Source organism: Streptomyces sp. NPDC006487 (genome assembly GCF_042870555.1).
Taxonomy (GTDB): Bacteria; Actinomycetota; Actinomycetes; order Streptomycetales; family Streptomycetaceae; genus Streptomyces.
In genome coordinates, this window is record NZ_JBIAHN010000014.1 from 134,076 (window position 1) to 160,904 (window position 26,829).

At 72.1% G+C, this 26,829-nt stretch carries 28 protein-coding genes; 7 read left to right on the forward strand and 21 right to left on the reverse strand.

Annotated features, from left to right (window positions below; translation table 11 throughout):
* Positions 1-2: 2 nt before the first annotated feature.
* From ACFYM0_RS25230 to ACFYM0_RS25245, 4 genes are all read right to left on the reverse strand, one after another.
* On the reverse strand, positions 3-1,124 hold the full coding sequence (locus ACFYM0_RS25230; RefSeq protein ID WP_388505151.1) for a TIGR03364 family FAD-dependent oxidoreductase: 1,122 nt from the start codon (positions 1,122-1,124) through the stop codon (positions 3-5).
* A 148-nt stretch (positions 1,125-1,272) separates the two neighbouring features.
* Positions 1,273-2,046: a GntR family transcriptional regulator gene (locus ACFYM0_RS25235; protein ID WP_388505153.1), complete on the reverse strand. Its 774-nt coding sequence runs from the start codon at positions 2,044-2,046 to the stop codon at positions 1,273-1,275.
* 9 nt (positions 2,047-2,055) lie between these two features.
* A complete protein-coding gene (locus ACFYM0_RS25240) occupies positions 2,056-2,823 on the reverse strand; it encodes a hypothetical protein (protein ID WP_388505155.1) in 768 nt (255 codons plus the stop codon).
* A 664-nt stretch (positions 2,824-3,487) separates the two neighbouring features.
* Positions 3,488-4,543, reverse strand: a complete 1,056-nt coding sequence (locus ACFYM0_RS25245; protein WP_388505158.1) for an ROK family protein — start codon at positions 4,541-4,543, stop codon at positions 3,488-3,490.
* A 134-nt stretch (positions 4,544-4,677) separates the two neighbouring features.
* On the opposite strand from ACFYM0_RS25245, the gene ACFYM0_RS25250 reads away from it, so the two are divergent.
* Entirely contained in the window at positions 4,678-5,775 is a 1,098-nt protein-coding gene (locus tag ACFYM0_RS25250) for a Gfo/Idh/MocA family oxidoreductase (RefSeq protein ID WP_388505161.1), read from the forward strand.
* A gap of 103 nt (positions 5,776-5,878) precedes the next feature.
* Here the strand turns inward: ACFYM0_RS25250 and ACFYM0_RS25255 are convergent, their stop codons facing one another.
* The 6 genes from ACFYM0_RS25255 to ACFYM0_RS25280 all read right to left on the reverse strand — a co-directional run bounded on the left by ACFYM0_RS25255 (position 5,879) and on the right by ACFYM0_RS25280 (position 10,899).
* Positions 5,879-6,736: a fumarylacetoacetate hydrolase family protein gene (locus tag ACFYM0_RS25255; protein ID WP_388505164.1), complete on the reverse strand. Its 858-nt coding sequence runs from the start codon at positions 6,734-6,736 to the stop codon at positions 5,879-5,881.
* Positions 6,737-6,858: 122 nt separating this feature from the next.
* The gene (locus tag ACFYM0_RS25260; protein ID WP_388505166.1) at positions 6,859-7,746 is read right to left on the reverse strand and encodes a hypothetical protein; all 888 of its coding nucleotides are present in this window, start codon (positions 7,744-7,746) and stop codon (positions 6,859-6,861) included.
* Positions 7,747-7,863: 117 nt separating this feature from the next.
* A complete protein-coding gene (locus tag ACFYM0_RS25265) occupies positions 7,864-8,199 on the reverse strand; it encodes a DUF6412 domain-containing protein (protein WP_388505169.1) in 336 nt (111 codons plus the stop codon).
* Positions 8,200-8,276: 77 nt separating this feature from the next.
* Positions 8,277-9,848, reverse strand: coding sequence for a sodium:solute symporter (locus ACFYM0_RS25270; RefSeq protein WP_388505172.1), 1,572 nt, complete (start codon positions 9,846-9,848; stop codon positions 8,277-8,279).
* Positions 9,845-10,042, reverse strand: a complete 198-nt coding sequence (locus tag ACFYM0_RS25275) for a DUF3311 domain-containing protein (RefSeq protein ID WP_388505175.1) — start codon at positions 10,040-10,042, stop codon at positions 9,845-9,847. The genes ACFYM0_RS25270 and ACFYM0_RS25275 overlap by 4 nt, the downstream gene beginning before the upstream one ends.
* 35 nt (positions 10,043-10,077) lie before the next feature.
* Positions 10,078-10,899 (reverse strand): class E sortase, encoded by an 822-nt coding sequence (locus ACFYM0_RS25280; RefSeq protein WP_388505177.1) that lies wholly within the window; start codon positions 10,897-10,899, stop codon positions 10,078-10,080.
* Positions 10,900-10,955: 56 nt separating this feature from the next.
* Between ACFYM0_RS25280 and ACFYM0_RS25285 the strand changes: the two genes are divergently transcribed.
* Positions 10,956-11,963, forward strand: coding sequence for an SEC-C metal-binding domain-containing protein (locus tag ACFYM0_RS25285; protein ID WP_388505179.1), 1,008 nt, complete (start codon positions 10,956-10,958; stop codon positions 11,961-11,963).
* Here ACFYM0_RS25285 and ACFYM0_RS25290 read toward each other — a convergent pair whose 3' ends face one another.
* The 3 genes from ACFYM0_RS25290 to ACFYM0_RS25300 all read right to left on the reverse strand — a co-directional run bounded on the left by ACFYM0_RS25290 (position 11,964) and on the right by ACFYM0_RS25300 (position 15,228).
* A complete protein-coding gene (locus tag ACFYM0_RS25290; RefSeq protein ID WP_388505181.1) occupies positions 11,964-13,100 on the reverse strand; it encodes an MrcB family domain-containing protein in 1,137 nt (378 codons plus the stop codon).
* 128 nt (positions 13,101-13,228) lie between these two features.
* The gene (locus tag ACFYM0_RS25295; protein ID WP_388505183.1) at positions 13,229-14,356 is read right to left on the reverse strand and encodes a hypothetical protein; all 1,128 of its coding nucleotides are present in this window, start codon (positions 14,354-14,356) and stop codon (positions 13,229-13,231) included.
* Positions 14,357-14,685: 329 nt separating this feature from the next.
* Positions 14,686-15,228 (reverse strand): GNAT family N-acetyltransferase, encoded by a 543-nt coding sequence (locus ACFYM0_RS25300; protein ID WP_388505185.1) that lies wholly within the window; start codon positions 15,226-15,228, stop codon positions 14,686-14,688.
* A 204-nt stretch (positions 15,229-15,432) separates the two neighbouring features.
* Between ACFYM0_RS25300 and ACFYM0_RS25305 the strand changes: the two genes are divergently transcribed.
* From ACFYM0_RS25305 to ACFYM0_RS25315, 3 genes are all read left to right on the forward strand, one after another.
* Entirely contained in the window at positions 15,433-15,609 is a 177-nt protein-coding gene (locus tag ACFYM0_RS25305) for a hypothetical protein (protein ID WP_385372420.1), read from the forward strand.
* A gap of 66 nt (positions 15,610-15,675) precedes the next feature.
* Positions 15,676-15,975: a hypothetical protein gene (locus ACFYM0_RS25310; RefSeq protein ID WP_267821242.1), complete on the forward strand. Its 300-nt coding sequence runs from the start codon at positions 15,676-15,678 to the stop codon at positions 15,973-15,975.
* A 122-nt stretch (positions 15,976-16,097) separates the two neighbouring features.
* Positions 16,098-16,865: a class I SAM-dependent methyltransferase gene (locus tag ACFYM0_RS25315; protein WP_388505188.1), complete on the forward strand. Its 768-nt coding sequence runs from the start codon at positions 16,098-16,100 to the stop codon at positions 16,863-16,865.
* A gap of 242 nt (positions 16,866-17,107) precedes the next feature.
* Here the strand turns inward: ACFYM0_RS25315 and ACFYM0_RS25320 are convergent, their stop codons facing one another.
* From ACFYM0_RS25320 to ACFYM0_RS25340, 5 genes are all read right to left on the reverse strand, one after another.
* On the reverse strand, positions 17,108-18,460 hold the full coding sequence (locus ACFYM0_RS25320; RefSeq protein WP_388505191.1) for a DUF445 domain-containing protein: 1,353 nt from the start codon (positions 18,458-18,460) through the stop codon (positions 17,108-17,110).
* Between the two features lie 113 nt (positions 18,461-18,573).
* A complete protein-coding gene (locus ACFYM0_RS25325) occupies positions 18,574-19,425 on the reverse strand; it encodes a DUF1707 domain-containing protein (protein WP_388505194.1) in 852 nt (283 codons plus the stop codon).
* Positions 19,426-19,551: 126 nt separating this feature from the next.
* Positions 19,552-20,574: an ATP-binding cassette domain-containing protein gene (locus ACFYM0_RS25330; RefSeq protein WP_388505196.1), complete on the reverse strand. Its 1,023-nt coding sequence runs from the start codon at positions 20,572-20,574 to the stop codon at positions 19,552-19,554.
* Positions 20,532-21,398 carry an ABC transporter permease gene (locus ACFYM0_RS25335; protein ID WP_388505431.1) on the reverse strand — a complete coding sequence of 289 codons (867 nt, stop codon included), beginning with the start codon at positions 21,396-21,398 and terminating at the stop codon, positions 20,532-20,534. Before ACFYM0_RS25335 ends, ACFYM0_RS25330 begins: the two co-directional genes overlap by 43 nt.
* Positions 21,399-21,474: 76 nt before the next feature.
* The gene (locus ACFYM0_RS25340) at positions 21,475-22,320 is read right to left on the reverse strand and encodes an ABC transporter permease (RefSeq protein WP_388505198.1); all 846 of its coding nucleotides are present in this window, start codon (positions 22,318-22,320) and stop codon (positions 21,475-21,477) included.
* A gap of 186 nt (positions 22,321-22,506) precedes the next feature.
* On the opposite strand from ACFYM0_RS25340, the gene ACFYM0_RS25345 reads away from it, so the two are divergent.
* Positions 22,507-24,954: a transglycosylase domain-containing protein gene (locus ACFYM0_RS25345; RefSeq protein WP_388505200.1), complete on the forward strand. Its 2,448-nt coding sequence runs from the start codon at positions 22,507-22,509 to the stop codon at positions 24,952-24,954.
* Positions 24,955-24,995: 41 nt separating this feature from the next.
* On the opposite strand, the gene ACFYM0_RS25350 is transcribed toward ACFYM0_RS25345, so the two are convergent.
* The 3 genes from ACFYM0_RS25350 to ACFYM0_RS25360 form a co-directional block, all read right to left on the reverse strand.
* Positions 24,996-25,316: a multidrug efflux SMR transporter gene (locus tag ACFYM0_RS25350; protein WP_243337238.1), complete on the reverse strand. Its 321-nt coding sequence runs from the start codon at positions 25,314-25,316 to the stop codon at positions 24,996-24,998.
* 182 nt (positions 25,317-25,498) lie between these two features.
* The gene (locus tag ACFYM0_RS25355; protein WP_250741151.1) at positions 25,499-25,840 is read right to left on the reverse strand and encodes a co-chaperone GroES; all 342 of its coding nucleotides are present in this window, start codon (positions 25,838-25,840) and stop codon (positions 25,499-25,501) included.
* 46 nt (positions 25,841-25,886) lie between these two features.
* A complete protein-coding gene (locus ACFYM0_RS25360) occupies positions 25,887-26,255 on the reverse strand; it encodes a DUF3618 domain-containing protein (RefSeq protein WP_388505203.1) in 369 nt (122 codons plus the stop codon).
* Between the two features lie 64 nt (positions 26,256-26,319).
* Here ACFYM0_RS25360 and bcp point away from each other — a divergent pair, with 64 nt between their 5' ends.
* The gene (bcp, locus tag ACFYM0_RS25365; RefSeq protein WP_243337246.1) at positions 26,320-26,787 is read left to right on the forward strand and encodes a thioredoxin-dependent thiol peroxidase; all 468 of its coding nucleotides are present in this window, start codon (positions 26,320-26,322) and stop codon (positions 26,785-26,787) included.
* Positions 26,788-26,829 lie beyond the last annotated feature (42 nt).

The window sequence follows — 26,829 nt, forward strand, 5'->3', positions numbered from 1 at the left end:
GCTTACCAGCCCAGTTCGTTCGCGGTGGTTTCGGCTATGGCGGGCGAGCAGGTCATGCCGCGGCCGCCGGGCCCGGTCACCAGCCAGACGCCGTCGGCCACCTGCTGGCGGTGGACGACGCGGGTGGTGTCGGTGCACTGCGCGTACACGCCCGCCCAGCGGTGCCGGATCCGCGGCAGCGGGCGGCCCAGGAACGACTCGACGACCTCGGTGAGGTGCGTGTAGGGGTCTTCGAGGGTGTCGAACGCGAAGGGGTGCTCGTACTCGTGGGTGTCGCCGATGGTCAGTCCGCCGTCCTGCCGCTGCACCATCAGGAGCTGCATCTTGTGCGCGGCGGCGATCGGGGCCTGGGCCTGCTCGGCGTTGAGCTCGTCGAGAGCCGCGCTCTTGTAGGCGGGGTAGTAGCGGAAGCTGTCGGCGTCGGCGACCGAGGTCGTCAGGGTCTCGCCGAGCGGGGCGGTCTGCATCATCTGCAGCCGGACGCGGCGCACGGGCAGGTCGGGGACCAGCTCGCGGACCAGGCCGGAGAGCCAGGCGCCGGTGGCCAGGACGACGGTGTCGCCCTGGTGGACGTCGCCGTGGTCGTCGCGGACGGCTCCGTTCCCGACGACCTCGCGCACTTCCCGTCCCGGGAGGAAGGTGTAGCGGCCGGAGGCCTTGAGGGCTTCGCGCAGGTGGAGTTGGGCGGTGCGCGGTTCCACGGCCGCGTCCCGCTCGCACCACAGGGCGGCCTCGAACGCGCCGCGCAGGGCGGGGTTGATCGCCCTGGCCTCCTCGGCGGTGACCAGCTTGTAGCCGCGGGCGGCCGCGTCGTGGCGGGCCACGGCGGCCTCGGCGACGGCGTGCTCGCGGGAGTTGCGCACCGGGGTCAGGGAGCCGATGGCGCGGAAGCCCAGGCCGGGCACCCGCTCACCGATCGCCTCCCAGAGCTCGCGGGCCCGCAGGGCGGTGTCGAGCTCCTCGCCCCCGGCCCGTCCACTGACCCAGATCTGGCCGAAATTGCGCAATGACGCGCCGCGGGCCTCCGCTTCTCGCTCGATCTGGACGACCTCGTGGCCGCGTTCCACTGCTTGCCAGGCGTGCATGGTGCCTACCACGCCGCCTCCGACGACTATGACTCTCACGTGCTCCAAGGTGACGGCGGCCCGTGACCCGGGAGGATCCCCCGGGCGACGCTCCGGTGAACAGCCTCCAACGCTTGGACTAGACCCGTTACCAGTCCGTGACAAGAGTTCGCCCCATTTCATTCCTTACGGTGGGCTTCGTGCGGGACTATTCGGGCCGCAGGTGGGTCGTGAAGCTGAACCGGTCACCACGGTAGAGAGAACGCACCCGCTCCAGCGGCCTGCCGTCCTGATCCCGGGAGAACCGGTGGATGAGCAGCATCGGGAGCGCGGGCGGAGTGCCGATCAGCAGCGCTTCGCGGGGCGTGGCGAGAACCGTTTCCAGCTTCTCGTCGGCGTCGCCGAAGGAGATGCCGAGGCTGTCGCGGAGGTATCCGTAGAAGGAGGAGTCCGGCTGGAAATCGATGTCGAGGCGGGGCGCGCGGGCGACCCGGACGTACGTGCTCTCCAGTCCGACCCGCTCCTCGTCGGCGAGCAGCACCCGCTCCAGGTGCCAGACCGGCTCCCCGGGCTCGGCGCCGATGCCGGGGGCCACGGGGGCCGGGCAGGGGAAGCGTTCCAGGCCGATCAGACTCCGCCCCGGGGTGCGCCCCTGGCGGCGTACGCCCTCGGTGTAGCTCGCGAGCGACAGGGGCTGTTCGAGCTTCGGCCCGGCGGCGACGGTGCCACGGCCCGAGCGGCGCAGGCGACCCTCCAGCAGCAGCTCGCGCAGGGCCTGGCGGACGGTCTCTCGGGAGACCTCGTACTGCTCGGCGAGATCGCGCTCGGTGGGGAGTAGTCCCCCCTCGCCGAGCTCGTCGAGCAGCCCGGCGATGCGGGCCTTGACGGCGTAGTACTTGGGGATGCGGCCGTGCTCGGGGATGCCGGAGCGGACGGGCAGGCCGGGCTGGTGGTGGTGCGCGTAGGCGGTCGGTTCTTCCACGCTCGGACTCTACGTGGACTGCGGGCCGGGCTCCTTGCGCAGCCGGCGGGCCCCGAGCAGCAGGCCGCCTCCGCCGACCAGGGCGGCCGCGGCACCGGCCCCGTACGCCAAGGCCCCCGCGGTGCGGCCGGTCTCGGCCAGCGCCCCGGCCTCGCCGGTCTCCGCGTCGGGGCCCTGGACCTCGAACCGGTAGCCGCCCGCCTCGCCGATCCAGTCGCCGTCGTCGCCCTTGCGCTGCACCAGCGCGGCGTCGGCGACGGCTTCGCCGCGCGGGGCGTCGGGGGCGAAGGCGAGCCGGACGGTGACGGTCACGGAACCGCCGGGGCCGACGGTGAAGCCGGAGAAGGCGTCGCCGCCGTCGAAGACGGCGACGATCTCGTCCCGGTCGGTGCGCTCCAGACTGACGGGGAAGGTGTTGCCGGGGGCGTCGAACTCCATGCGGAAATGGGCGGGGCGCAGGGCGTGGGCCGGGTCGGTGAAGACGACGACGGGGTGGATGGCCGTGCACTCGGCGGTGGTGGTGTTGGTGAGGTCGAGGTACCAGGTCTGCGCCGCGCCGCCGGTCCGGTACACCGCCGGTCCCCCGCGAATGCGGGCGCCGATCGGGAACTGCGTGCTCTTCCCGTCACCGCAGACGGCCTCCACCCGCGAGGGCAACGCGGGCGCGGGACGGGCTCCACCGCCGGTCCCGATGTCCGCGGACGCGGTGGGGACGGCGGCGGCGGTGGCGGTGGCCGCGAAGACGGCTGCCAGGGCAAGGGCTTTGCGCAGTCGCATGAAGAACCCCTACTCGCCGACGACAGAACACCCGACAGAACGGAACGACCGGCAAAACGATTACCGGACAACCCGACAATCACCCCGGCCTGTGCCCGCACCCTCCCACGCACCCTCGACCCTTTGTCCAGCACCACGCCCGAGTCCTCCCCGTTTCCCCCCATTCGGCGGACACGCACGGGGAGGCATACCCGGGCCACTCTCAGCCGTCCCGCAGACCCAGCCGCCCGACGCTCGAGGACCGGGGCCTGGTCCCTTTCAGCCGTCCGGCGTTCGAGGACCGGGGTCTGAGCCCTGTCAGCCGCCCGGCGTTCGAGGCCCGGGCCTGGTCCCTTTCAGCCGTCCGGCGTTTGAGGACCGGGGTCTGGGGCGGAGCCCCAGGGGGTCCGGGCGCAGCCCGGTACCCCTCCCCAGCCCGTCCGGCGTTTGAGGACCGGGTCAGGGCCGGGCCCTGGGAACGGTGGAAGGGCGGGTCGGGGACTTCGCCCCGCGCAGCGGCAAAGGGTCGCAGCGGGGACTCCGCCCCGCAGGGCCAACCCACCCAGGCCCCAGGCGGGGCGGTCGGCCATGGGGCCACCAGCCAGGCGGAACGCACGCGCAGCGAGCCCCACCCCCACCCCGGCCCGGGGCCAGCGACCCGGAGGCCAGCGGCCCGCAGGGCCACTCACACCCCCCGCCCGAACAACGGGCCGAGCACCAGCTCCGCCGCCCCCTCCGCCACACCCCCCTCCGCGAGTTCAACCCTCACCGCACCCCCCACAAAGGCCCGCACCCCCAAAACCCCCCGCACCCCCGCCAGGAACACCCCCGGCGCAGCCGCCACCACCCGCCCCCCGAGCAACACCCGGTCCACATCCAGCAGCGCGACCAGGTTCGCCGCCGCCTCCCCCACGATCCGCGCCGCCTCCTCGATCCGGCCCCCGGCCACCGCGTCCAGGCACAGCACCTCCGCACACCCGCGCCCCCCGCACCGGCAGGCCGGCCCGTCCAGCCGCAGCACCTGGTGTCCGAACTCCCCCGCCGCCGAGCGCCGCCCCCGGTAGACCTCTCCCGCGCCGGCCAGCCGGAGCCCCGCTCCCAGTCCGGTGCCGACGTGCACGTACGCCACGGCCTCCCCGAAGGCGGCCGCTCCGAAGCCGGCCCCCGCCGCGACCCCCGCGTTGGTGTCCTTGTCCACCCGCACGGGAACCCCCAACCGCCCCTCCAGCGCCTCCCGCAACGGGTACCCCTCCCATTCCGGGAACCCCGTCACCCGCCCCAGCACCCCGGTCCGCCAGTCCAGCGGCCCCGGCGCAGCCACGCCGACGCCGAGGAGGGGCCGGTCGCCGCACACCCGCGCGACGGCCCGTAGGGTCTCCTCGACCACCGTGTCCGGACCGGCCCCGAAGTCCAGCGGGGCCCGCTCCTCGGCGACGACGCGGCCCGCCAGGTCGACCCGTACCGCCGTGAGCTCGTCGCGGTCCAAGTGCACCCCGACCGCGTTGCGCGCCTCCGGCACCAGCCTCAGCAGCGTGCGCGGTTTGCCGCCCGTGGAGGCCTCGCGTCCGGCGTCGGCCACCAGGCCGTCGGTCCGGAGCCGAGCCGCGATCTTGCTGACGGCCTGCGGGGTGAGTCCCGTACGGGCGGCCAGGTCGCCGCGGCCGAGCCCGGCGGGGCCGGCTCCGCGCAGGAGGTCCAGTACGAGCGCGTCGTTGTGCCCCCGCAGCGCCGGCAGGTTCACGCCGCTGCCGCCCCCCGTGCCGTCCCTGCCACCGCTGCCGATACCGCTACCGCCACTGCCCCTGCTACCCCGGTCCACCTGGCCATTGTCCACCCTCCTTGCACTTAAGCAACACTGTTGCCAAAGTGGTCACCATGAACGCCACCGCCCCCGCCTCTCCCCTCACCCCCCTCCGCGTCGGAGTCGTCGGCTACGGCCTGGCCGGCTCCGTCTTCCACGCCCCGCTCGTCTCCGCGACCGAGGGCCTGGTCCTGGACACCGTCGTCACCTCCGACCCGGGCCGCGCCGCGCAGGCCCGCGAGGCCTACCCGGACGTCCGGATCGCCGCCACCGCAGCCGAGCTGCTCGCCCAGAGCCCCGCCCCGGACCTCGTCGTCATCGCCTCCCCGAACAAGACGCACGTCCCGCTCGCCACGGCGGCCCTCACGGCCGGCATTCCGGTGGTCGTGGACAAGCCGCTCGCCGCCACCGCGGCCGAGGCCCGCGAACTGGCCGCGCTCTCCGACCGGACCGGGACCTTCCTGTCGGTCTTCCAGAACCGCCGCTGGGACAACGACTTCCTCACCCTGCGCCGCCTCATCGCCGACGGCGAGCTGGGCGAGGTCCAGCGCTTCGAGTCCCGCTTCGAGCGCTGGCGTCCGCAGCTCAAGGGCGGCTGGCGGGAGTCCGGCGCCCCCGAGGAGATCGGCGGCCTGCTGTACGACCTCGGCAGCCACGTGGTGGACCAGGCACTGGTGCTCTTCGGCCCCGTCGTACGGGTCTACGCGGAGACCGACGTGCGCCGCCCGGGCGCCCAGGCGGACGACGACACCTTCATCGCGCTCACCCACGCGAGCGGGGTCCGCTCCCACCTCTACGTCAGCGCGACCACGGCCCAGCTGGGCCCGCGCTTCCGCGTCCTGGGCTCCCGCGCGGGCTACGTGAAGTACGGCCTGGACCCCCAGGAGGGGGCACTGCGCGAGGGCCTGCGCCCCGGCGACCCCGACCGGACCTGGGGCGAGGAGCCCGAGCACCTGTGGGGCCGGCTGGGCTCCGGGGAATCGCCACTGACCGGCGGGGGCACCCCGGTGCGCACGGTGCCGGGCGACTACCCCGCGTACTACGCCGCCGTGGCGGCGGCCTTGCGCGACGGCGGGCCGGCCCCCGTCACGGCCTTGGAGGCGGCGCACTGCCTGGACGTACTGGAGGCGGCCCGCAAGTCGTCGCGGGACGGGTGCACAGTGAAGGTCTGACCCGTCCGCGCCCTGCCGGAGACCGCGAAAGGGAACGGGAACGCGAAAGGGGCGGCGCCGTCGACGACGGCACCGCCCCTCCCTGTCGGCCCGCGAGGACCGACTACGCGTCCTTGAACTCCTGGCGCTGACGGCCGAGCCCGTCGATCTCCAGCTCCACGACGTCGCCGGCCCGCAGGAACGGCTTCGGCTCCGGCTGGCCCGCGGCCACGCCGGCCGGGGTGCCGGTGACGATGACGTCGCCCGGGTACAGGGTCATGAACTGGCTGACGTACCGTACGACCTCGCCGACCGCGAAGATCTGGTCGGACGTGTTGCCGTCCTGCTTGAGCTCACCGTTGACCCACAGCTTGACGTCCAGCGCCTGCGGGTCCGGGATCTCGTCCGCGGTGACCAGCCAGGGGCCGAGCGGGGTGAAGGTCTCGCAGTTCTTGCCCTTGTCCCAGGTGCCGCCGCGCTCGATCTGGAAGGCGCGCTCGGTCACATCGTTGACCAGCACGTACCCGCCGACGTGCGCGAGGCCCTCCTCGGGGGAGGCCAGGTAGCGGGCGGTGGCACCGATGACGACGCCGAGCTCGGCCTCCCAGTCGGTCTTGACGCTGGTGCGCGGGATCAGCACGGTGTCGTCGGGGCCGACCACGGTGTCCGGGGCCTTGAGGAACACGATCGGCTCGGCCGGCGCCTCGGCGCCCACCTCGGCCGCGTGCCCGTGGTAGTTCAGGCCGATGCCCACGACCTTGCCTATGCGGCCGACCGCGGACCCGATCCGCAGACCCTCGGCGTCCAGCACCGGGAGCTCACCGGACGCGGCTGCGTCCCGGACCCGGGACAGCACGGAGTCGTCGGAGAGCAGCGCGCCGTCCACATCCGTGATCAGGCCGGACAGGTCCCGCAGGGTCCCGTCCTGGTCGAGCAGCGCGGGGCGCTCCGACCCGACGGGTCCTACACGCAGCAGCTTCATGGGCATTCTCCCGTGGTCGAGGGTGGTCGGCCCATGGGCATGCCCCGGGCCGGACGATGGGTTGCGGCCATCGGAGGATTGGTCGATCCTCCAAGATGTCGGCCTCATCCGCAAGACCCTGTTCACATGACGGAACGCTCTGCTCCGCCGGGCTCCTGCCCGGCACGCCCCGCCCGGTCCTTCCGGTGCTGGAGCCAGAGGCGCTCGGCCACCGACCAGGCGGTGGTCGTGACCAGGTACAGCCCGGCCGCCAGCGGCACCAGGGCAGCCGTGATCAGCGTCCCGAAGGACAGCAGGGGCAGGACGCCGCCCAGCTTGCGCATGACCTCCTGCTGCTCGGCACTCAAACCGGCGACCGCCCCGGCCCCACCAGCCCCCGAGACCCCGAGCCCACCGGCCTTGGCACCGCCCGCCTTGGCACGGCCACCCACGGCACCGCCCGCCTTGGCACCGGCAGCCTTGGCACCGGCAGCCCCGCCGGCCCTGCCGGGCTTGCCCACGCCCGGCTTGGCACCGCCCGGCTTGGCACCGCCCGGCTTGGCACCGCCCGCCTTGACCACGGCAGCGCCGGCCCCACCCGTGGCAGCCGCCAGCGCCGCGGCCTTTCGTCCGCGGACCGCACTCCACGCGGCCACCACCGCGACGACCGCGAACAGCCCGAGGAACACCAGCCCCCGCTCCCCGAAGAGGCCTCCCTCCCCGAGTGCGTCGCCCCACCGGTCCCCGAGCGGCGCGGCGAACAGCCGGTGCCCGAGCAGCTCGTTGGCGGCCCCGCCGATCTCCGCCGAGGAGAACGCCCGGTACATCAGGAAGAACACCGGCAGCTGCAGCAGCACCGGCAGCAGGCCCGCCACCGGGGTCGCCCCGCGGAAGGAGGCCCGGCTCAGCGGGTACAGCGCGAGCCGCACGAGCACGGTGAACAGCACGATCGCGGCAGCGGTCGCGGACTCGGCCAGCACCGGCTCCAGCAGCCGGCCCAGCACAGCAACAAGATCGATGAAAACGGACACGTGGGCCCTCCGAAGGGACTCGTCGAACGTCGAAAGAGATGCGTTTCGGCGTGACGACCCGCGAGGGGCGGCAAAAGAAGCGATCAGAAGTGATCAGGAGGAAGGAGCTGCGCGCCCCTACGCGGCCGTCGGAAGGAGACGGCCGGGCGCCCGGGGCCGCGACCGGCCCGAAGCATCGGGATCGCGCTGCGGCAGGAACGCCGTGCGCTGCTCGCGATCACGGATCGCGGTACGTATTCGGTGCGGCGGCACCGGCCGGACCAGCCGGGCGGCCAGGGCCGAGGCACCCACGGCGAAGCTCGCCGCGAGGACCACCACGACCGCGCCGAGCCCGCCCTCCCCGGCGAACAGCCCGAGGAAGCCGCCGAGCAGCAGGAGGGAGGTCAGCAGTGCCACGAGGCGCGCGGACGGCGCCGTGAACCGCACGGGGCGAAGCCCGCTGTGCTCTGCCATACGAACCACCCCCTCCGCGCACCAACCACTCGCACCCGCACTCGTACTCGTACTCGTACTCGTACTCGCGATCGATACTAACCGCGTGCACCGACAACGGACGGAACCTCGTTTTCGTCCCCGGTCCCGGGCAGCGGGTCGCGCGCCAGCACCTCCCCGTCGGGCCGGCGGTCCGGCCCCCCGCCCCCGCCCGCCGCCCGCTCCCGCGGACCGAGCCAGGTCACGGTCAGCGCGACCCCGAGGTTCACCGCGAGGGCGACCATTCCGGCGTTCACCCCCCACACGGGGTCGTTGCCCGTGAAGACCAGCCCGCAGACCACCGCGACCCCGGCGGCCAGCCCGCCCACCGCGGCCGGCGTCGTGAGCCTGCGCCACACCAGGCCCAGCAGCAGCATCGGCACCAGTTGTGCCATGCCCTCGTAGGACACGAGCGAGAGCCTGACCAGCGTGTTCGGCGCCGTGTACGTCATCACCAGCGCGATCGTCCCGGCCGCCACCACGACCACCTGCGAGGCGAGCTTCTGCCGCTCCCCCGAGCTCCACCGCGGCACGAGCGAGAGCACGCTGCGCCCCCACATCGTGCCGATGACCAGCATGAACACCGCCATCGGCACGATCGAGGACAGCGCCGCCGCGACCCCGATCACCCCCACCGCCCACGCCGGCAGGGAGTCCACGACCAGCTTGAACAGCGCGAGATTGGACTCGGCGCCCGTCAGTCCCGGTACGACGAACAGCGCTGCCATGCCCAGCAGCATCGGCACGAAGAGCAGCACGTTGTAGGCGGGCAGCAGGATCGCGTTGCGGCGCAGCGCGTCGGCGCTGCGCGCGCCCAGGTACCCCGCGACCGTGGTCGGGAAGATGACGACGGTCAGCGCGTTCAGCACCGTGGTGGAGGCGAACCACCCCACCCCCAGCTCGCCCCGGCCGCCCTCCCCGCTGCCGGCTCCGGGGAGGGTCAGCCATTGCGGGCGTTCGGCCGTCAACCGGCCGAAGAGCTCCCCGTACCCGCCGAAGTAGTGCTGGGGCACGTAGACGGCGAGGAACCCGAGCGTGCCGATGACCAGCACGTCCTTCAGCACGGACACCCACGCGCTGCCGCGCAGGCCGCTGACGACGACGAAGCCGGTGGTGACGGCGAAGGCGATGAAGTACGCCCATTCCAGGGGCACCGCCCCGTAGGTCACCGTCGAGACCACCACACCCATTCCGGTGATCTGGAGCTGGATGTAGGGGAGCAGGAAGACGGTCGCGAGGACGGCGACCGCCGCACCGAGCCAGGGACGGCCGTACCGGTGGCTCACCATGTCGGTGATGCCGACGAGGTTGTGGCGGCGCGCGTAGTCCCACAGCATGGGGCCGACGAGGTAGCCGACGGCGTAGCCGCAGGACATGTACGCGACCACGTACATCACCGGGGCGCCGTAGTTGTAGCCCCAGCCGGCCGCGCCGAGGTAACTGAAGCTCGTGTACCCCTCGCCCGCCATCAGGACCCAGATGAAGACGGTGCCGAGCGAACGCCCGCCCACCGACCACTCGGCGAGCCCGCCGCCGCCCCCGCCGCGTCCGCGCACCGCGAGCAGTCCGAGCGACACGGTGGCCACCATGAACACGCCGAAGACGGTGGTCGCCACGGCCACCTGACTCATCGGTGATCACCGCGCCAGGTCAGCCAGACCGCAAGCGGGGTCAGCAGGGTCGCCCCGGCGAACCAGAGGAGCAGGAACGGTACGCCGCCCAGCGCCGGCTCCACCCGGTTCGCGAGCGGCAGCACACCGACGAACAAGACGAACGGCACGACCAGCCACAACAACTGCGGACGTTTCACCCTTTTCAGACGCACCGCCCCACCCTACGGTCCGGCCGCGCGTCCACCCGTCAGCGCTTGAGGGTCCCCCACACCACGAGCCGGTACTTGGAGCTGTACTCGGGCGTGCAGGTGGTCAGCGTGATGTACGCACCGGGCTCGCTGTACCCGGCCCCCGGCGTCACGGCGCTGCGCGGGACGGGCGCGATCACCCCGGTGTCGCGCTCGGTCGTCTCCGCGAGCGTCTGCCCGACGAGGTACACGTACCGCTTCCCCCGCACGTCCACGATCAGCTCGTCCCCGGCCCTGAGCCGGTTGATGTAACGGAAGGGCTCCCCGTGCGTGTTGCGGTGTCCGGCGAGCGCGAAGTTCCCCTCGGCACCCGGCTGCGCGGTCCCGACGTAGTGCCCGGCGTACCCCTTGTCGAGCACGGACCGCTTGTCCACGCCCTGCGCGACGGGTACGGCGACGCCCAGACGCGGAATGCGCAGGATGCCGTACGCGGACGCCCGGGGCGGTGGATCGACGGTACGCGGCCCGGAGTTCCCGGCGGGGGCACCCCCCGGGGACCCGGAATCGCCCGAACCGCCGGAAGGCCCGACGGAAGCCTCTGCGTCCGGCCCCTCCTCCGCCCCCGTCCCCTCCCCCTGCCCCTCCCCCTCGGGACCGGCGGGCCACCCGCCCCCCTCGAGCTCCCTGACCACCTCGTGCGCGGCGCTCAGCGCCTGCCGGTTGGTCCACCACACCTGGTGCACCACCAGCAGCATCACCACCACGCCGACCGTGACGGCCAGTTCACCGGCCGCCCACAACGCCCCGGCGAGACCGGCCCTGCGAGCATGCCAGGACCGCCGGCCCCTCCCCTGCACCACGACCCGCACGCGATCTCGCACGGGCGGCACCTTAAGTCCTCCCCCCTCAACTGACCAGCGGCAGTACGCTGCAAACCATGCGCCCCGACACGCCTGCCGAGCACATCGCCGAAGCCGAGCGCCTCATCCGCACGGCGACCCGCTACCCCGAGGACCAGGAGCCGTTGCTCCTCCAGGCCGCGGCCCACCTCGAACTGGCCGACGAACGCGAGCGGGCGAGCGCCCTCTACGACCAACTCCTGGCCGCGGACACGCCGGACGACCCGTCCCTCATCAAGGCCCTCCAGGCGGCCAACCTCTGGGAGTACGGCCACGAGCCCGAGGCGCGCGCCCTCATCCAGGGCATCCGCGCGGCGGCCCCCTCGGACCCCGCCCCCTGGGAGGTCATCGCCGAAGCCCTGGAGGCCCACGACGAACTCGAGGCCTCCCACGAGTGCTTCACGGAGGCGGCCACCCTCCTGGTCCCGGACAACGCCCCGCTCACCCCGGCCACGACCGCGCTCCTCACGGGCCGCCACCGCGTACGCCGCCTCCTCGGACTCCCCCACGACGACTGGGACATGGTCGCGGACACCCGCCACATCGGCCCGATCCCGCTGGACGAACTCCACGACCCCAAGCGCATCTGGGCCCTCGGCTCCGACGACCCCGCCGAACTCCGCGCCGAGATCGCCCGCCTGCGCGCCGAACTCGGCGACCGCCGCGCCGCGCTCTCCCGCCCCTTCCCGGTGGCCATCCTCCACTGGCCGGCCCGCGAACTGGCAGAACTCCTCACCAGCTACCCCACCCTCTCGGCGGAGTACCCCTCCCACGACGCCCACCTGGCCCAGGTGGAAGCCTCCCTCCGCTCCCTGGCCGCCTCGGGCACCACGAACCTCGGCATCGTCACGGCGAGCGTCCCTTCATACGAAGCCTTCGCCGCCTCGGAGAAGACCTCCCCGTCCTCCCCGTCCCTCCTGGCGGAATACGCCACCACCCTGGCCGCCCGCGGCAAAGCCACCCCCTGGCCCCCGACGAACACCACCACCTGCTGGTGCACATCGGGCAGGCCTTACGGGGAGTGCCACGGAAATGGCGCCGCCTGATCAGCCCACCATTCCCCAGGCATCAGCGGTGGCGGTCCCGCCCCAGCCATCGCTGGTCTGCCAGATCGCGGCGATGCCTTCGGCTTCCAGGTACGACGCGTACACACCGATGTCCTCGGAGAAGAGCGCGATGAGGTGGGGGGCTTTCAGCCCCTTCTCTCCGTAGAGGAAGTAGCTGTATTCCTTGAGCTGACCAACGGCCTCGCGTACGGCCGGAGCAGCGTTGCCGTTCCTCAGCACCTTGGCTTCGACGAGCCACTCCTGGAGATCGGCCGCTCCTGCATCGGCCCCTCCGGCGTCGCCCGCGGCCGCATCGGCCGGGTGGAGCGTCAGATCCTTGGGGTGGATGTGCTGGTTCCTCGCCTCGTAATCCCGCTCGGCAATGTGGGTGGCGAAATCCTGGATCAGCAGCTCGTGCTTGCGGCTCTTCAGCTGCTCGTGAGCCGCGATGGCCACCAGATAGGCCGAGCTATTGCCCGGCTTGAACCCGATCGCCGGAGCCGCCCCGGCCTTACGCTTGCGCTTCGGCTGGGCGAGCCCCGGCTCGCCTTCCTCTTCGGCCCGCAGTGCCTCATCCGCTTCGGCAGCACTCCTCAGCAGACTCTCGGCCGCGCGAAGGTCCTGCTGTAGTTGGTCCTCCGTAGGGAGGTTGCTGACGTCGTACGGACGAGCCACCACGCTTGCGGCCTCGTACGCTTCCGGGCGCTCCTGCGGGCCGAAGGACGGACGGTAGTTCCACTCCTCGGCCAGCTTCGCCGGTAGAGCCGTAAAGAGACGGTCCGCCTGCCGCTCCAGATGGCTGAGGAGAACTTTCCTCCCACGGATCTTCTCTTCCAGATCCGTGACCCCCTGCTGAAGGGTCAACGTCACCGTCTTCAGATCCGTGCTGAAGATGTAGGCGAGGTACAGTCCGGCCTTCGGATTGCGGTTGATCTTCGGGTCGAATACCCCCACCCACGGCGCTAGGGCAGCAGTCCCCTTCCCCCCGTAGCCTTCTGCTTCCCAGCCGTCCAGCACCCCGAGGTCGGTACGGCTGGCCACCTTGCGAAGGACCTTCTGACCGGGAACGTGCCCCTTCGTGCTCGCCTTCTGGTCATACGTGTGTGCAACTTCGAAGAGCAGCTCTCGCATCGTCATGCCGAAACGCTACGCATACATCAACAGCAGTCAATCCCGGTCGATCACATGCTGTTTGTCTCTGGCCGTACTTCGTTGCAGGGGAAAACGACGCACGCGGGCAGGTAGGCAGGCAGGCAGAAGACGAGTCAGGGATTTCCCCGAAACAGCAGCAGTTGCTGGTGGCCGCGGGCGAGGGCTGTGGGTGGGGTGGGGCGGGTGGTGGTCAGGGTGAGGAGGGTGCGGAGGGCTGCGATGACTTCGGCCGGGGTGTCGCGGATCATCGAGGGGGTGGCGCTGACCACCAGGATTCCGTGGGACTCCAGGCGGAGGCGGCGGTGGAGCGTGGCGTGCCAGGAGTCGCGGGTGTAGTGGTACTCCGCCGAGTCGATCTCCAGAGCCACGCCCTCGTCGGGCCAGTAGGCGTCCGGGCTCGCCAGGAAGGTTCCGTCCGGGGTGTGGAGGCGGGCGTTCCACAGGGGCGTCGGGAGGTCCGTGGCCGAGAGGGTGTCGCGGGCCCGGGCCTCGGCGACCGAGCGGACTCCGGCGAGGAGTTCCGCCGCCGCCGCGCGGATCGCGGGGCGGGCCAGGAGGCGGGCGGCGCGGAGTTCGGCGTACAGGTCGTGCGGATGGCACCAGCCGGACTGCACGACGTGCGCGAGGACCGAGCGGACCCGGTCCGCCGGCTCCTCGGTCCGGGCCGCGAAGTCGGCGGCCGCGCGCACCGGGCGGGTGCTCGGGATGCCGGAGACGGTGATGGTGCGGGGCCAGCGGGTGGTCGGGTACGGGCGCACACCCGGAGAGCCGGCAAGCCGGCGCGGCGCACGGATCAGGACGTCGGCCGGGGCGTACGGGGCTTCGCGGATCCCGAGCAGGGCGAGGGCCGCGCCGCCGGTGAGGGCGGCCGTCTCGCCGGAGAGCGGGTCGGAGCCGGATTCGGTGGCGTAGAGGACGGCTGCGAGGGCACGTTGGCGGTGGTCCGGAGGGCCGGTCTGGAGGAGGTAGACCCGGGGCAGCAGGCGCTGCCAGGGTCCGCCGGGGCGGGTGCGGGAGGCGATCGTGCCGGGTGGGACGCCGGCGGTGGTGGTGAGTTGGTGGCGTGTGGCCAGGTTGAGTTGGCGGCGGGCCGTGGAAGTGGGGGTGGGGCGGGTTTGGGTGGGCTGAGTGCTGGGTGGGGGCTGGGTGGCCTGCCTGGACCGGGCGGGCCGCCTGGACTTCACCGGGTGTGCCGGGGGCATCGTGTGCGTGGGGCGTGTGGTGCCCGTGGTGGGGTTCATGGCCGCGGTATGCCCCGCCCGAGTGACTCGGACGCGCCTCCGGGCGATGTTTCGGAGCTGCCTCCGGGTGTCCTTGCGGCGTGTCCTGCGCCGTCCAGAGACGCTTCCCGTGGGTTCCCGGATCCGGTCGGCCCGTTGGCCGGACGTGAGCGGGGAGCACCTCCCGGCCGTCGCCGTCCGGCCGAAGTCCGGGAGCGGTCGGCAGGGCTGCGCCGCCGGGGTCGGGAGGGGTGCGGGGACGGGACGGACGGGATCGGGCGGGACGGTACGGGACGGGACCGGACCGGGAAGGCGGTGAGGCCCGTCTTCATTGCCGCGCGGGCCGCGGGCTACGCCGCCCGGTTCGGGTGGTCCGGGGACAGGAAGACGATGACGCCCGTCTCCGTGCCGGGCAGGGCCGCGACCTCGTGCCAGCCCAGGCGGCGGTACGTGGCCACCGTGTTCTTGGCCAGCCGGCTGGTCAGCAGCCAGGCGCGGCGGTCCGGGGCGTCGGTGGTGATCTCGGTGAGGAGGTCCCGGGCGGTGCCGCGGCCACGCGCGTAGGGGCGTACCGCGAGTTCGTCTATCTCCAGCGCCCCGGTGAGGAGTTCCTTCACCCGGGCCGAGCCGAGCTGCGCCGAGACCTGGGCGTACGCCCGGTTCTTCGGGAAGGCCACCGGGGTGATCCAGCCCGTGGCGAAGCCGTCGATGCCGGTGGCGGACTGGATGAAGGCGGTACGGAAACCACGGCGCCGGGCGTCGGCCGGGAGGCGGGTGGCGAACTGGCGAATGGTTTCTTCGTCTTCGTTCCACGGCGGTGCGGAGAAGACGTCGGCGTAGGCGTCGACCAGTTCGTCCGCGAGGTCGAGGACGGCCTGTCCGTAGCAGATCACGATGTCCTGGCTCCTGATGTGGGATGAGGGGTGGGAGGGGTGGGGCGGGCGGGAGGGGGCGAGGTGGTTTGCCCCTTTGGGTGGGAGATTGAATTTATGCCCATCAGGTTCCCTGAGCAGACATCGCGCGGATCCGGCGAGTGTGCGACAAATCCCCTCGGCACGGTCCGTGTCGGGCGGCCCGGCGGCCGCGTTGAGCAGCACGTGGACAGACTGCTTCGGGCCGCCGGCGGGTGTGGGCTCGCGTTTCTGCTCGTGTTGGGCGTGGTCGCGGTGCTGCCGCGCGGCGTACGGGACGCCGTGCCGGATCCGGTGATCGGCGGTGCCGTACTGGTGTTGGGCGCGGTGGGGGCCCGACGGGTGGTCAAGGGGTCGAGTTAGCCTCGGGGGGCGAGTAGGTGTGCGCGTATGAACCGATGAACCGATGAGGTGAGGGAGTTGGACAGCATGGCACGGGTACCGAGTTCTGTGGTGGCGGCCGCCGGTCTGGTCGGGGGTTACGCCGTCGCGCGGTGGACCAAGAAGCGGCCCCTCGGCGGTGTCGTGCTCGGCGCCGCGGGGATCGTGGCCGGGCGGGAGTGGCACAAGCGGGGCGGAGCCCCCGCCGCGGCCGGGCTCGGTGCGCTGTACCTCGCCGGGTTCGCCGGTGCGCACCCGCTGGCGAAGAAGGTCGGCGCCTGGCCGGCGGTCATCGGCGCCGCGGGCGTGGTGGCCGCCGCGTCCTGGGCGGTCGCCGACAGGGGCTGACCGCCCCGGCGGTACCGGCCACCCCGGGTACCGGTCCGCGGACCGCGGACGACGCTCTGCCCGTCCGGCACCATCTCCGCGCCCGGCCCCGCGTGGCACCCGTTCGTGCCAGGATCTCCGGCATGCCTGATCGCGCACTGAGCTTCGGAGAGAGGGCGGAGGCGTACGAGCGGTTCCGGCCCGGATATCCCGCGGAGCTGTTCGACCTCGTGCGGGAGTACGCCGGCGGTCCGGTTCCGAGCGCCCTCGAAATCGGCGCCGGGACCGGCAAGGCAACCCGTCTGTTCGCCGGGCACGGGATCGCCGTCACCGCGACCGAACCCGACGGAGCCATGCTCGCCGAGCTGCGCAAGCACGTACCGGCGGGCGTCAGGCCGGTGCGGGCCTCCCTCGAGGAGCTACGGCCGGGCCGTCGGCGGTACGGGTTGGTCTACGCGGTGGCGGCGCTGCACTGGACCGACCCGGACGGCCGGTGGGCGCGGGTGGCCTCCCTTGTGGAGTCGGCAGGGGTGTTCGCCTCGGCAGGCGGGCAGGTGCGGCCGGTCGACCCGGCCGTGACGGAGGCCGTTCGTGCGGCGCGGGCGCCGTTCTTGGAGAGCGACGAGATCCCGTCCCCGGACGGGACACCACCCGAAGACGCCCTGCAGTGGCCGGGGACGGAGCTCCAGCGGTCCGCCTCCGCCTGGTTCACCGATGTGCGGCAGGCCGTGATCGACCGCCGCTTGACGATGAGCGCCGACGACTACATCGGCTACCTCTCCACCGTCTCCGCCTACCTCGTCCTGCCGGCCGTCGAGAGGGAGCAGGTGTTCCGCCGGGTCGTGCGGATCCTGCCGGCCCGCGTCGAGATCGCCGCCGACGTGGTCGTCCATCTCGCCCGGCGCCGCTGACCACGCCCGGGAGCGTCCCGTACGGCGCCGCCCACCCTGCCCGGCCGGGCCTCGTCCCACCGGCCTCGTCCCGCCGGCGTCGTCCCACCGGCCACGTCCCACCGGCCTCGCCGCACCGGCCACGTCCCACCGGCCTCGCCGCACCGGCCACGTACGCGCCGAGCGACGTCCCACCGGCCACGTACGCGCCGAGCGGCGTCCCCGTCAGGCTGCGCCGCCGCCAGACCCCGAGGTGGCCCCCGCTAAGCCCCGAAGGCGCGCGACAAGCTGTAGATCAGCAGTCCGGCCAGAGCGCCGACCACCGTGCCGTTGATGCGGATGAACTGGAGGTCGCGGCCGATGTGGGCCTCGATCTTGCGCGAGGTGTGCTCGGCGTCCCAGCCCGCCACCGTGTCCGTGATCAGCGAGGTGATCTCCGTGCGGTACGTGGTGACCACGTAGACCACCGCGCCCTCGATCCAGCCCTCCACCTTGTCCTGGAGGCGGCCGTCGGTCGCCAGCCTGGCGCCCAGGGACATCAGCGAGGAGCGGACCCGCAGGCGCAGCGCACTGCGTTCGTCCTCCGCCGCCGAGATGATCATCGAGCGGACCGCCGTCCAGGTGGAGGCGATCACGTCCTGGATCTCCTCGCGCTGCAAGATCTCCGACTTCAGTCGCTCCACCCGCGCCCGCGTCTCCGTGTCCGACTGGAGGTCCGCCGCGAAGTCCGCGAGGAAGCGGTCCACCGCCCCGCGCGCCGGGTGCTCCGGCATGTCCCGCATCTCCTGGACGAAGCGCAGCAGTTCCTTGTAGACGCGGTCGCCGATCTTGCGGTCGACGAACCTCGGGGTCCAGCCGGGGGCCCCGCCCTGCACCGCCGACTCCACCGACTCGGCATGGGTGACCAGCCAGTCGTACGCCCGCGCGCACACCAGGTCCACGACCCGGCGGTGGCCGCCGTCCGCGACGACCTTCTCCAGCGTCTTGCCGATCCCCGGCGCGATCTCCGCCGTCTCGGCCCGCCGCGTGATCGCCTCGCCTACGACGGCCTGCACATCGGAGTCCCGCAGGACCGTCAGCGCCCCGCGCAAGGCCGTGGCCAGCTCTGCCGTGACGCGGTCGGCGTGCGCGGGCTCGGCCAGCCAGGCGCCGAGCCGGCCGCCGATGCCGAGGGCGTGCAGCCTCGTGCGCACCACGTCGGCGGAGAGGAAGTTCTCCCCGACGAACTCCCCGAGCGAGACGCCCAGCTGGTCCTTCTTCGTCGGGATGATCGCGGTGTGCGGGATGGGCAGGCCGAGCGGCCGCCGGAACAGGGCGGTGACGGCGAACCAGTCCGCGAGCGCGCCGACCATGCCCGCCTCGGCCCCTGCCGCGACGTACCCGGCCCAGCCGCCCGCGCCCGCGTGCTCCGCCCACTTCGCCGCCACGTAGACCAGCGCGACCAGGATCAGCAGGCCGGTGGCGGTCCGTTTCATCCGGCGGACGCCGTGCCGGCGCTCCTCGTCCGCCTCGCTGAACACGAAGCCGCCCCGTGCCGTAGCCGTCGTGCTGCCCTGCTCCACGTGCTCCTGCCTTCCCCCGGGCGACGGTTTCGGCCGCAAAGCGTCCGACTTCATAGCATCCGACTCCCGGGGCGCCCGGGGAGTTCCCGGCGCGCCGAACTCGTCCCCCGTCCGTGGACCGCGGTCCCCCGGACCGTGTCGCCCTGGAGCTCCCTCCGCAGCTCCCTCTACAACTCCTTGCGCGGCTTCTGCTTCGCGATCGCCCGCTGCTTCGGCGGTTTCACCTTCACCTCGACCCCGCCCCAGAAGGCGAGGCCCGTCACGACCACCCGCGGAGCCCCCGGCTCCACCGGGCCGGGGCTGTCGCGCTGGTCGAAGCCCCCCATCACGCCGATGCCGCGCACGTCGACCTCGACGCCCGGCGGCACGGTGATCTGGATGCCGCCCATGATGGCGACGCAGTTGATCACCACCTCCCGCTCCGCGAAGTTCGCCTCGCGCAGGTCGATCTCACCGCCGCCCCAGAACGCCACCGCGTGGAACCGGGCGGGCACGGTCCAGTTGCCCTTGCGCTGGAAGCCCGACATGACCGCGACGGCCATGGCCGGACCGCCCGCCGCCCCTCCGCCGCCCACGATCCGGGCAGGCCAGGCGGCCTCCGAACCCGCCGGCTCCGCCTTCGTCAGCCCGACCGGAGCCACCGGGGCGGCCGCGATCGGCGCCGTCGCGCCCAGCGCCGGAAGATCCCGCGTCAGCGGTTCGAGCTCCGCGTACGTACGGGACCGGTAGGCGGCGTCCAGCCGCTCCTCGAACTCGTCCATGTCGAGCCGGCCCTCGGCGACGGCGTCCCGCAGCCGGTCCACCACCCGCTCCCGGTCGGCGTCCGAAGCCCTCAGCTCGGGCAGCGGCGCCGGCGAGGGTGCAGGCGCCTGCGCCTGCGAGGGCACCTGCGAGGGCACCTGCGAGGGCGATGGTCCTCCCGGGAGGGCCGTCTCGGACAGCGGCTGCTCCTCGGACTGCGGCTGCTCCTCGGACTGCGCCGACTCCGGCAACGGCTTCTCGGACCGCTCATCACTCATGCGGACCAGCCTATGCAGTCACCCCGGAGAGCGGTACGGCCCGAACCCCTCTCCGGCTCAGGGTTGTCCCTGATTTAACCCCCGCCCCGACCCTCCCCGCCCCGCCCCCCTACCTACCACTGACCCCTATCCCCGCCCCGCGTACATCCGCGCGATCACGTCCTCGATGTCCGGCTCCCGCACCGACAGGTCCAGCAGCGGGTACTCCGCCGCCACCGCCGCCACCAGCGGAGCCGCCGAAGCGCGCGCCGGGAACGCCAGCCACTGCCGCGCACCCTCCACCTTCACCACCCGCGCCCCCGCCACCTCGATCGGCGGGAGCTCCCGCTCCAGGTCCACCACCAGCGTCCGCTCGCTCACCACCGCACCGTCCGCGCCGTCCGCCGTGTGCAGCCCGCCCAGCGAGCCGTCGTAGACCAGCCGCCCGTGGTCGATCACCATCACCCGCTCGCACAGTTGCTCGATGTCCTGGAGGTCGTGCGTGGTCAGCAGCACCGTCGTGCCGAGCTCCTCGTTCAGCTGCCGCAGGAAGCCCCGTACGCTCGCCTTGCTCACCACGTCCAGCCCGATCGTCGGCTCGTCCAGGTACAGCACGTCGGGGTCGTGCAGCAGCGCCGCCGCGATGTCCCCGCGCATCCGCTGCCCCAGCGACAACTGCCGTACCGGTACGTCGAGCAGCTCGGCGAGGTCCAGCCGGTCCACGCAGCGCTCCATGTTCTCCGCGAACCGCGCCTGCGGGATCCGGTACATCCGCCGCATCAGCGCGTACGAGTCCTTCAGCGGCAGGTCCCACCACAGCGTCGTGCGCTGCCCGAAGACCACGCCGATCCGGTGCGCGAGGCGCATCCGCTCCCGCGCCGGATCGATGCCCGCGACCCGCAGCCGGCCGCCGCTCGGGGTGAGGATGCCGGTCAGCATCTTGATGGTGGTCGACTTGCCCGCGCCGTTGGGCCCGATGTAGCCGACCATCTCGCCCCGGGCCACCTCGAAGCTGATCCCGTCCACGGCCCTGACCTGCCGTTTCTCACGGCGCACCAGGCCCACCCGGCGGCGTACGTCGAAGACCTTCTCGACCCCGTCCAATGAAATGAGCGCATCCGACACGACTAGCTCCCCGTGCTGCGGTACGAACGGACGCCCGCGCGCCATGCCAGCGACGCGGGGAGGAACACCAGGAAGGCCACGAGCGGGCTCGCGTACGCCACCCACCCCGGCAGCCCCAGCGGATCGGGCCGTCCGAGCACGTACAGCGCGGGCAGCCAGTTGACGAAGGCGAGCGGCACGATGAAGGTCACCCCGCGCAGCAGGTCCTTCGCGAAGACGGTCGGCGGGTACTGGAGCATGGTGCAGCCGCCGTAGGTGAAGCTGTTCTGCACCTCAGCGGCGTCCCCGGCGAGGAACTGGAAGGCCGCCCCGGCCACCATCACCGCGCCGAAGATCGCCGCCCCGGCCGTGATCATCACGGGCACCATCAGCACCTTCCCGGCCGTCCAGTGCAGCTGGTCCAGCTCGGAGACGGCCCACCCCAGCACCGCGAGCCCCTGCCCGATGCGCCCCAGCCGGCGCAGCGCGAACCGGTCGGCCGCCACCTGGGCGAGCACCGGGACCGGGCGGACCAGCATGGTGTCGAGGGAGCCGTCGCGGATCCGGGAACCGATCCGGTCGGTGTTGCCGAGCAGCAGGTCGGCCAGGCCCAGGGAGGCCGAGCAGGACCCGTACAGCAGGGCGATCTCGGGCAGCGTGAAGCCGCCCAGCTCGTCCACGTGCGAGAACATGATCATGATCGCCACGAAGTCGAGGAGCGTGATGGCCGCGTTCCCGAAGGTGGAGAGGAGGAAGGACGTGCGGTACGTCATCGTCGACCGGATCCACATCGCGGCGATCAGCCGGTAGCCGCGCAGCCCTTCCAGGACCCGGCTGCGCCGCGGCACGAGGAGCCCGGGCTCCGCCGCCCTTCCGGCCGGCACGCCCACCCCGGCCACCCCTCCCCCCGCTCCTCCCTCCGCCGCTGCCTCCACCCCGGCCTCCGTCCCTCCCTCCACCACCCGCTCAGCCACCCTGAACCACCACCTTCCGCGTCGCCGCCGACTGCACCAGCCGGCCCAGCCCGAGCAGCACCACCGCCCACGCGGCCTGGAAGCCCAGGGCCCCCGCCGTACGCGCGGCCCCGCCGGCCCCACCGGCCCCGCCGCCTCCGCCGAGCAGCACGTCCACCGGTACCTGGAGCATCGCCGCCCAGGGCAGGACGCGGACGAACTCCCCGAAGCCGCCCGGGAACACGGTCAGCGGCAGCAGCATCCCGGAGCAGAAGATGGAGACGACCGTGGCCATCATGTTGATCCCGGCCCCGTCCATCAGCCAGAAGGCCGCCAGACCCAGCAGGTAGCGCAGCGCGAAGCTCACCACCAGCCCGAGGAACACGGAGACCAGGAAGAGCAGCCAGCGCAGCGGGGCGGTGGGCAGCGCCAGTTGGAAGGCGAGCCCGCCGATCACCAGCGGAACCACGCCGCGGCCCAGGAGTTGGAACGCCGCCCGGCCCAGGTCACCCGCGAGCCACCACGCCTGGAGATCGGCCGGACGGTACAGGTCGACGGCGATGTCACCCGTACGGACGCGTTCTTGGAACTCCTCCTGGAAGCCGCCGCCGATCAGCGCCCCGGCGGCGAGCAGCGCCTGGCTGACCCACATGAACGTGAGGGCCTCGGACTGGTCGTAGCCGCCGAGCCCGGGCCGCTCGTCCCAGAGCGCGATGTACGTGTAGGCCAGGATGAAGCCGAACACGGTGTTGGTGAACACCCCCGCCGCGGTGGCCGTGCCGTAGGTGGCGTACCTGCGAAAACCCCCGGCCGCGACCGCCCCGTAGAGCCCCGCTCGCCGGGCCGTCGGCTGGCGCACCTCGTCCCCTCCGTTTCCCGGATCGTTGCTGCGTCGTTCCTACGTCGGCCAAAGCGCGCGAGCTTAGTGCGGAGGGGCGATCCACGCGAACGATTTACGCCCGTCCGGAGCGGAACCGGCGGCCATCGGGTAGACAGCATGAGGTACAGATGTGGATATTTCGTACGGCGCCGAGGAGTCCCGGAGATGAGCGACCCGTCACCACCGCCCGGATGGACGCCTCGCGATCCCGACACCCCCGACGGGCAGCAGCCCACCGGCGCCGGCGCGGCCCCGCCGCCCGGCGCACCGCCCACGGCCGAGGACGCGAAGAGAGCGGCGAAACAGCAGGCCAAGGCGGCCAAGAAGGCCAAGCGCAAGCGCACCGGCTGGCGCCGCCTCCTGCCGACCTGGCGCATGGTCCTGGGCGCGTGCCTGCTGCTCGCCCTGCTCATCGGCGGCGCCCTCGTGGCCGGCTACCTGCTGGTCCACATCCCGCCTGCCAACGCGGCCGCCACGGCGCAGTCCAACGTCTACCTCTACACCGACGGCACGCAGCTCGCCCGCGACGGCGAAGTCAACCGCGTCAACGTGCCGCTCTCCCAGATCCCCCGGACCGTCCAGGAGGCCGTACTGGCCGCCGAGGACCGCGACTTCCACTCCGAACGGGCAGTGGACCCCGCGGCGATGCTGCGCGCCGCCTGGAACACCGCGACCGGCAAAGGCACCCAGTCCGGATCGACCATCACCCAGCAGTACGTCAAGAACTACTACCTGGGCCAGGAACAGACCATCAAGCGGAAGGTGAAGGAGTTCTTCATCGCGATCAAGCTCGGTCGTGAGAAGTCGAAGAACTACATCCTCGAGGGATACCTGAACACCAGTTACTTCGGCCGCAACGCCTACGGCATCCAGGCCGCCGCCCAGGCCTACTACGGCAAGGACGTCGGCAAGCTCACCACCGCCGAGGGCGCCTACCTCGCCACGCTCCTCAACTCCCCCAGCGCCTTCGACGTCGTCGCCCACCCCCAGGGCCGCGGCCGCGCCCTCGCCCGCTGGAACTACGTGCTCGACGGCATGGTCAAGAAGGGCTGGATGACGCCCGCCGAACGCGCCGCCACCCGGTTCCCCGAGCCGGGCAAGATCCGCCCGGCCGCCGGCCTCTCCGGACAGCGCGGCTACCTCGTCGAGGCCATCAAGGACTACATCGCCGAGAACAGGATCCTCGACGACAAGACCCTCGCCGAGGGCGGCTACCGCATCACCACGACCATCGACAAGACCCGCCAGACCGCCATGGTCGACGCCGTCAACGACAAGATGGTCAGCAAGCTCGACCCCGCCAAACGCAAGGCGGACCGCGTCGTACGCACCGGAGCCGTCTCCATCGACCCGTCCACCGGCAAGGTCGTCGCCCTGTACGGCGGCATCGACTACACCAAGCAGTACGTCAACAACGCCACCCGGCACGACTACCAAGTGGCCTCCACGTTCAAGCCGTTCGTCTTCGCCTCCGCCGTCCAGAACAACTCCCGCACCCAGAGCGGCCGCCTGATCACCCCGTACACGATCTACAACGGCGACAACAAACGACCCGTCGTCGGCAGCCGCATCCCCTACGACCCGGAGAACGAGGGGCAGCTCAGCTACGGCAACATCACCGTCAACACCGCCACCGACCTCTCCGTCAACTCCGTCTTCGCCCAGATGGTCGTCGACGTCGGCACCGACAAGGTCAAGCAGACCGCCATCGCCCTCGGCATCCCCGAGAACACCCCGAACTTCGACCCGGGGCCGGCCATGGCGCTGGGCACCATGCAGGCCAGCGTCCTGGACATGACCCAGGCCTACGCGACCCTCGCCGACCACGGCCGCCGCACCCCGTACACCTTCGTCGAGAAGATCACCAAGGAGGGGGACACCGTCCCGCTCCCGTCACGCGAACCGGCCCAGGCCGTCAGCCGCGAAGCCGCCGACACCACCACGTCCATGCTGGTCAGCGTCGTGGACAACGGCACCGGTACGGCCGCCCTTGCCGCCGGCCACCCGGCCGCCGGCAAGACGGGCACCGCCGAACAGGACCGCTCGGCCTGGTTCGCGGCGTACACCCCGAACCTGGTCACCGTCGTCTCGATGATGGGCCAGGACCCGGACACCGGCTCCCTGGAATCCCTCTACGGAGCACTGGGCGAGGCCCGCATCGGCGGCGGCGGCTACCCGGCCCGGATCTGGGCGCAGTACACGAAGACGGCCCTGGGGGACAGCGACCCCCTCGACTTCGACCTGGAGCTCATGCCGGGCGCGAACCAGCCCCCGCCGCTCCCGCCCGTGAACCCGGACCCGACCCCCTCCCAGGAGGAAACACCGGGCGACCGCCCCTCGGGCCGTCCGAGCCGCCCGACCCGGACCCCGTCCACAGGCGGGCAGACGAACGGGGGCCGGACGGACGGCGGCCAGACGACGGGCGGGCAGAACAACGGAGGCCAGACGGACGGAGGTCAGACCACCGGCGGCCAGAACACCGGGGGCCAGACCACGGGCGGCCAGACGGACGCCGGTCAGACCACCGGCGGCCAGACCGACGGCGGCACCGCAACGGGCACCCAAGGCGGCACCACCGAAGGCCTACGCCCACCGGCGGACCTACTGGAGTAACCGAAGTAACCGGTGAACCGGTGAACCGGTGAACCGGTGACTCAGTGACCGGAGGTCGCCTTCAGTCCGACGACGGCGGCCAGCAGCAGACAGATGAAGAAGATCCGGGCGGCGGTGACGGGCTCCCCCATGGCGACCATCCCGACCACCGCCGCACCGGCCGCGCCGATGCCGACCCACACGCCGTACGCCGTACCGATCGGCAGGGTCTTGACCGCGATCGACAGCAGCACCATGCTCGCCACGATGCCGGCGCCCGTGAACACGCTCGGCCAGAACCGGGTGAATCCCTCGGTGAACTTCATGCCGATCGACCAAGCGACTTCGATCAGACCGGCGACGATGAGCAGAACCCAGGCCATGACAGGCACCTCCGGGACGAGAGCGGAACGGGGTGCGTCGTCTTGTCATGCAGCCACTGGCCACTGGCCAGGGGCGACCCGGTACGGCGCGTCTCGTCGGGGGTTCCCCACCACCGTAGCAAAACCGAACGAAAAGGGCCGGTGACGATGGTCACCGGCCCTTTTCCACATCTCTGCAGGGGCTAGAGATAGAGCCCCGTGGAGTCTTCCGACCCCAGCCGCTCGGCGGCCACGGCGTGCAGGTCCCGCTCCCGCATCAGCAGGTACGTCGCCCCGCGCACCTCCACCTCGGCCCGCTCCTCGGGGTCGTACAGCACGCGGTCCCCCGGCTCGACCGTCCGTACGTTCTGCCCGACCGCGACCACCTCGGCCCAGGCCAGCCGCTTGCCCACCGCGGCCGTCGCCGGAATCAGGATGCCGCCGCCCGAGCGGCGCTCACCTTCCGGCGAATCGGATTTCACGAGCACGCGGTCGTGCAGCATGCGGATGGGCAGCTTGTCGTGGGTGGTGGTGTTCTCGCTCACGGAGCGAACCTACCCGCCCACACCCGCCCCGCACCCCCCAGGGTCATCAGCGCTTGCGGCGCGCCGACATCACCAGCAGGCCCACGACCCCCACCGCGAGCAGCGCGACCGGCACGATCCGCTCGACGCGCGGGGTGCCGTCGTCGTGACGCAGCCCGTCACCGGCATCGGTCACGAGGCGGTTCACCGTCGCCACCGCACGGCCGACGACGTGGTCGATGTTGCCGACCATCCTCGCCTTGGCGTCCCCGACGATCGTCTTGGGGTGCATGCGCACCCCGATCTCGTCGAGCGCCTCGGCGAGCTGCTCGCGGCGGCGGACGATGTCCGCCTCGATCTGTGCGGGGGTCCTGGCTTCCGGCACCGCGCTGCCTCCGTCGTCGTGGTCGGTCCCTTGGCGGGCGTAGCCCACCATGAACAGTCTGTCAGCAGCTTAGTCTCGACACCGTACCGATCCCCTCCCGAGGAGACTGTTGAGAATGAGCGAGCGACTTGAGCCGGGCGACATCGCCCCCGCCTTCACCCTGCCCGACGCGGACGGCAACGAGATCTCGCTCGCCGACCACAAGGGCCGCAAGGTGATCGTGTACTTCTACCCGACCGCCCTGACGCCGGGCTGCACCAAGCAGGCCTGCGACTTCACGGACAACCTGGCCGTCCTGGCCACGGCCGGCTACGACGTCATCGGCGTCTCCCCGGACAAGCCGGAGAAGCTGGCGAAGTTCCGCGAACAGGAGCACCTGAAGGTCACCCTGGTCAGCGACCCGGAGAAGGAGACCCTCACGGCGTACGGCGCGTACGGCGAGAAGAAGCTGTACGGCAAGACGGTGACCGGGGTCATCCGCTCCACGGTGATCGTCGACGAGGAGGGCAAGGTCGAACGCGCCCTCTACAACGTCAAGGCCACGGGCCACGTAGCCAAGATCATCAAGGACCTGGGCATCTGATCCCGCCCCTCTCCTGACGCAGCGGCCCGCACCCACCCGGTG

Excerpts from the sequence above, each read along its gene's own strand:
- ACFYM0_RS25240 (WP_388505155.1), bottom strand. The coding sequence starts at position 2,823 with ATGCGACTGCGCAAAGCCCTTGCCCTGGCAGCCGTCTTCGCGGCCACC.
- ACFYM0_RS25250 (WP_388505161.1), top strand. The coding sequence starts at position 4,678 with ATGAACGCCACCGCCCCCGCCTCTCCCCTCACCCCCCTCCGCGTCGGA.
- ACFYM0_RS25255 (WP_388505164.1), bottom strand. The coding sequence starts at position 6,736 with ATGAAGCTGCTGCGTGTAGGACCCGTCGGGTCGGAGCGCCCCGCGCTG.
- ACFYM0_RS25265 (WP_388505169.1), bottom strand. The coding sequence starts at position 8,199 with ATGGCAGAGCACAGCGGGCTTCGCCCCGTGCGGTTCACGGCGCCGTCC.
- ACFYM0_RS25270 (WP_388505172.1), bottom strand. The coding sequence starts at position 9,848 with ATGAGTCAGGTGGCCGTGGCGACCACCGTCTTCGGCGTGTTCATGGTG.
- ACFYM0_RS25285 (WP_388505179.1), top strand. The coding sequence starts at position 10,956 with ATGCGCCCCGACACGCCTGCCGAGCACATCGCCGAAGCCGAGCGCCTC.
- ACFYM0_RS25290 (WP_388505181.1), bottom strand. The coding sequence starts at position 13,100 with ATGACGATGCGAGAGCTGCTCTTCGAAGTTGCACACACGTATGACCAG.
- ACFYM0_RS25295 (WP_388505183.1), bottom strand. The coding sequence starts at position 14,356 with ATGAACCCCACCACGGGCACCACACGCCCCACGCACACGATGCCCCCG.
- ACFYM0_RS25310 (WP_267821242.1), top strand. The coding sequence starts at position 15,676 with ATGGCACGGGTACCGAGTTCTGTGGTGGCGGCCGCCGGTCTGGTCGGG.
- ACFYM0_RS25315 (WP_388505188.1), top strand. The coding sequence starts at position 16,098 with ATGCCTGATCGCGCACTGAGCTTCGGAGAGAGGGCGGAGGCGTACGAG.
- ACFYM0_RS25320 (WP_388505191.1), bottom strand. The coding sequence starts at position 18,460 with ATGAAGTCGGACGCTTTGCGGCCGAAACCGTCGCCCGGGGGAAGGCAG.
- ACFYM0_RS25325 (WP_388505194.1), bottom strand. The coding sequence starts at position 19,425 with ATGAGTGATGAGCGGTCCGAGAAGCCGTTGCCGGAGTCGGCGCAGTCC.
- ACFYM0_RS25330 (WP_388505196.1), bottom strand. The coding sequence starts at position 20,574 with ATGGCGCGCGGGCGTCCGTTCGTACCGCAGCACGGGGAGCTAGTCGTG.
- ACFYM0_RS25345 (WP_388505200.1), top strand. The coding sequence starts at position 22,507 with ATGAGCGACCCGTCACCACCGCCCGGATGGACGCCTCGCGATCCCGAC.
- ACFYM0_RS25350 (WP_243337238.1), bottom strand. The coding sequence starts at position 25,316 with ATGGCCTGGGTTCTGCTCATCGTCGCCGGTCTGATCGAAGTCGCTTGG.
- ACFYM0_RS25360 (WP_388505203.1), bottom strand. The coding sequence starts at position 26,255 with ATGGTGGGCTACGCCCGCCAAGGGACCGACCACGACGACGGAGGCAGC.
- bcp (WP_243337246.1), top strand. The coding sequence starts at position 26,320 with ATGAGCGAGCGACTTGAGCCGGGCGACATCGCCCCCGCCTTCACCCTG.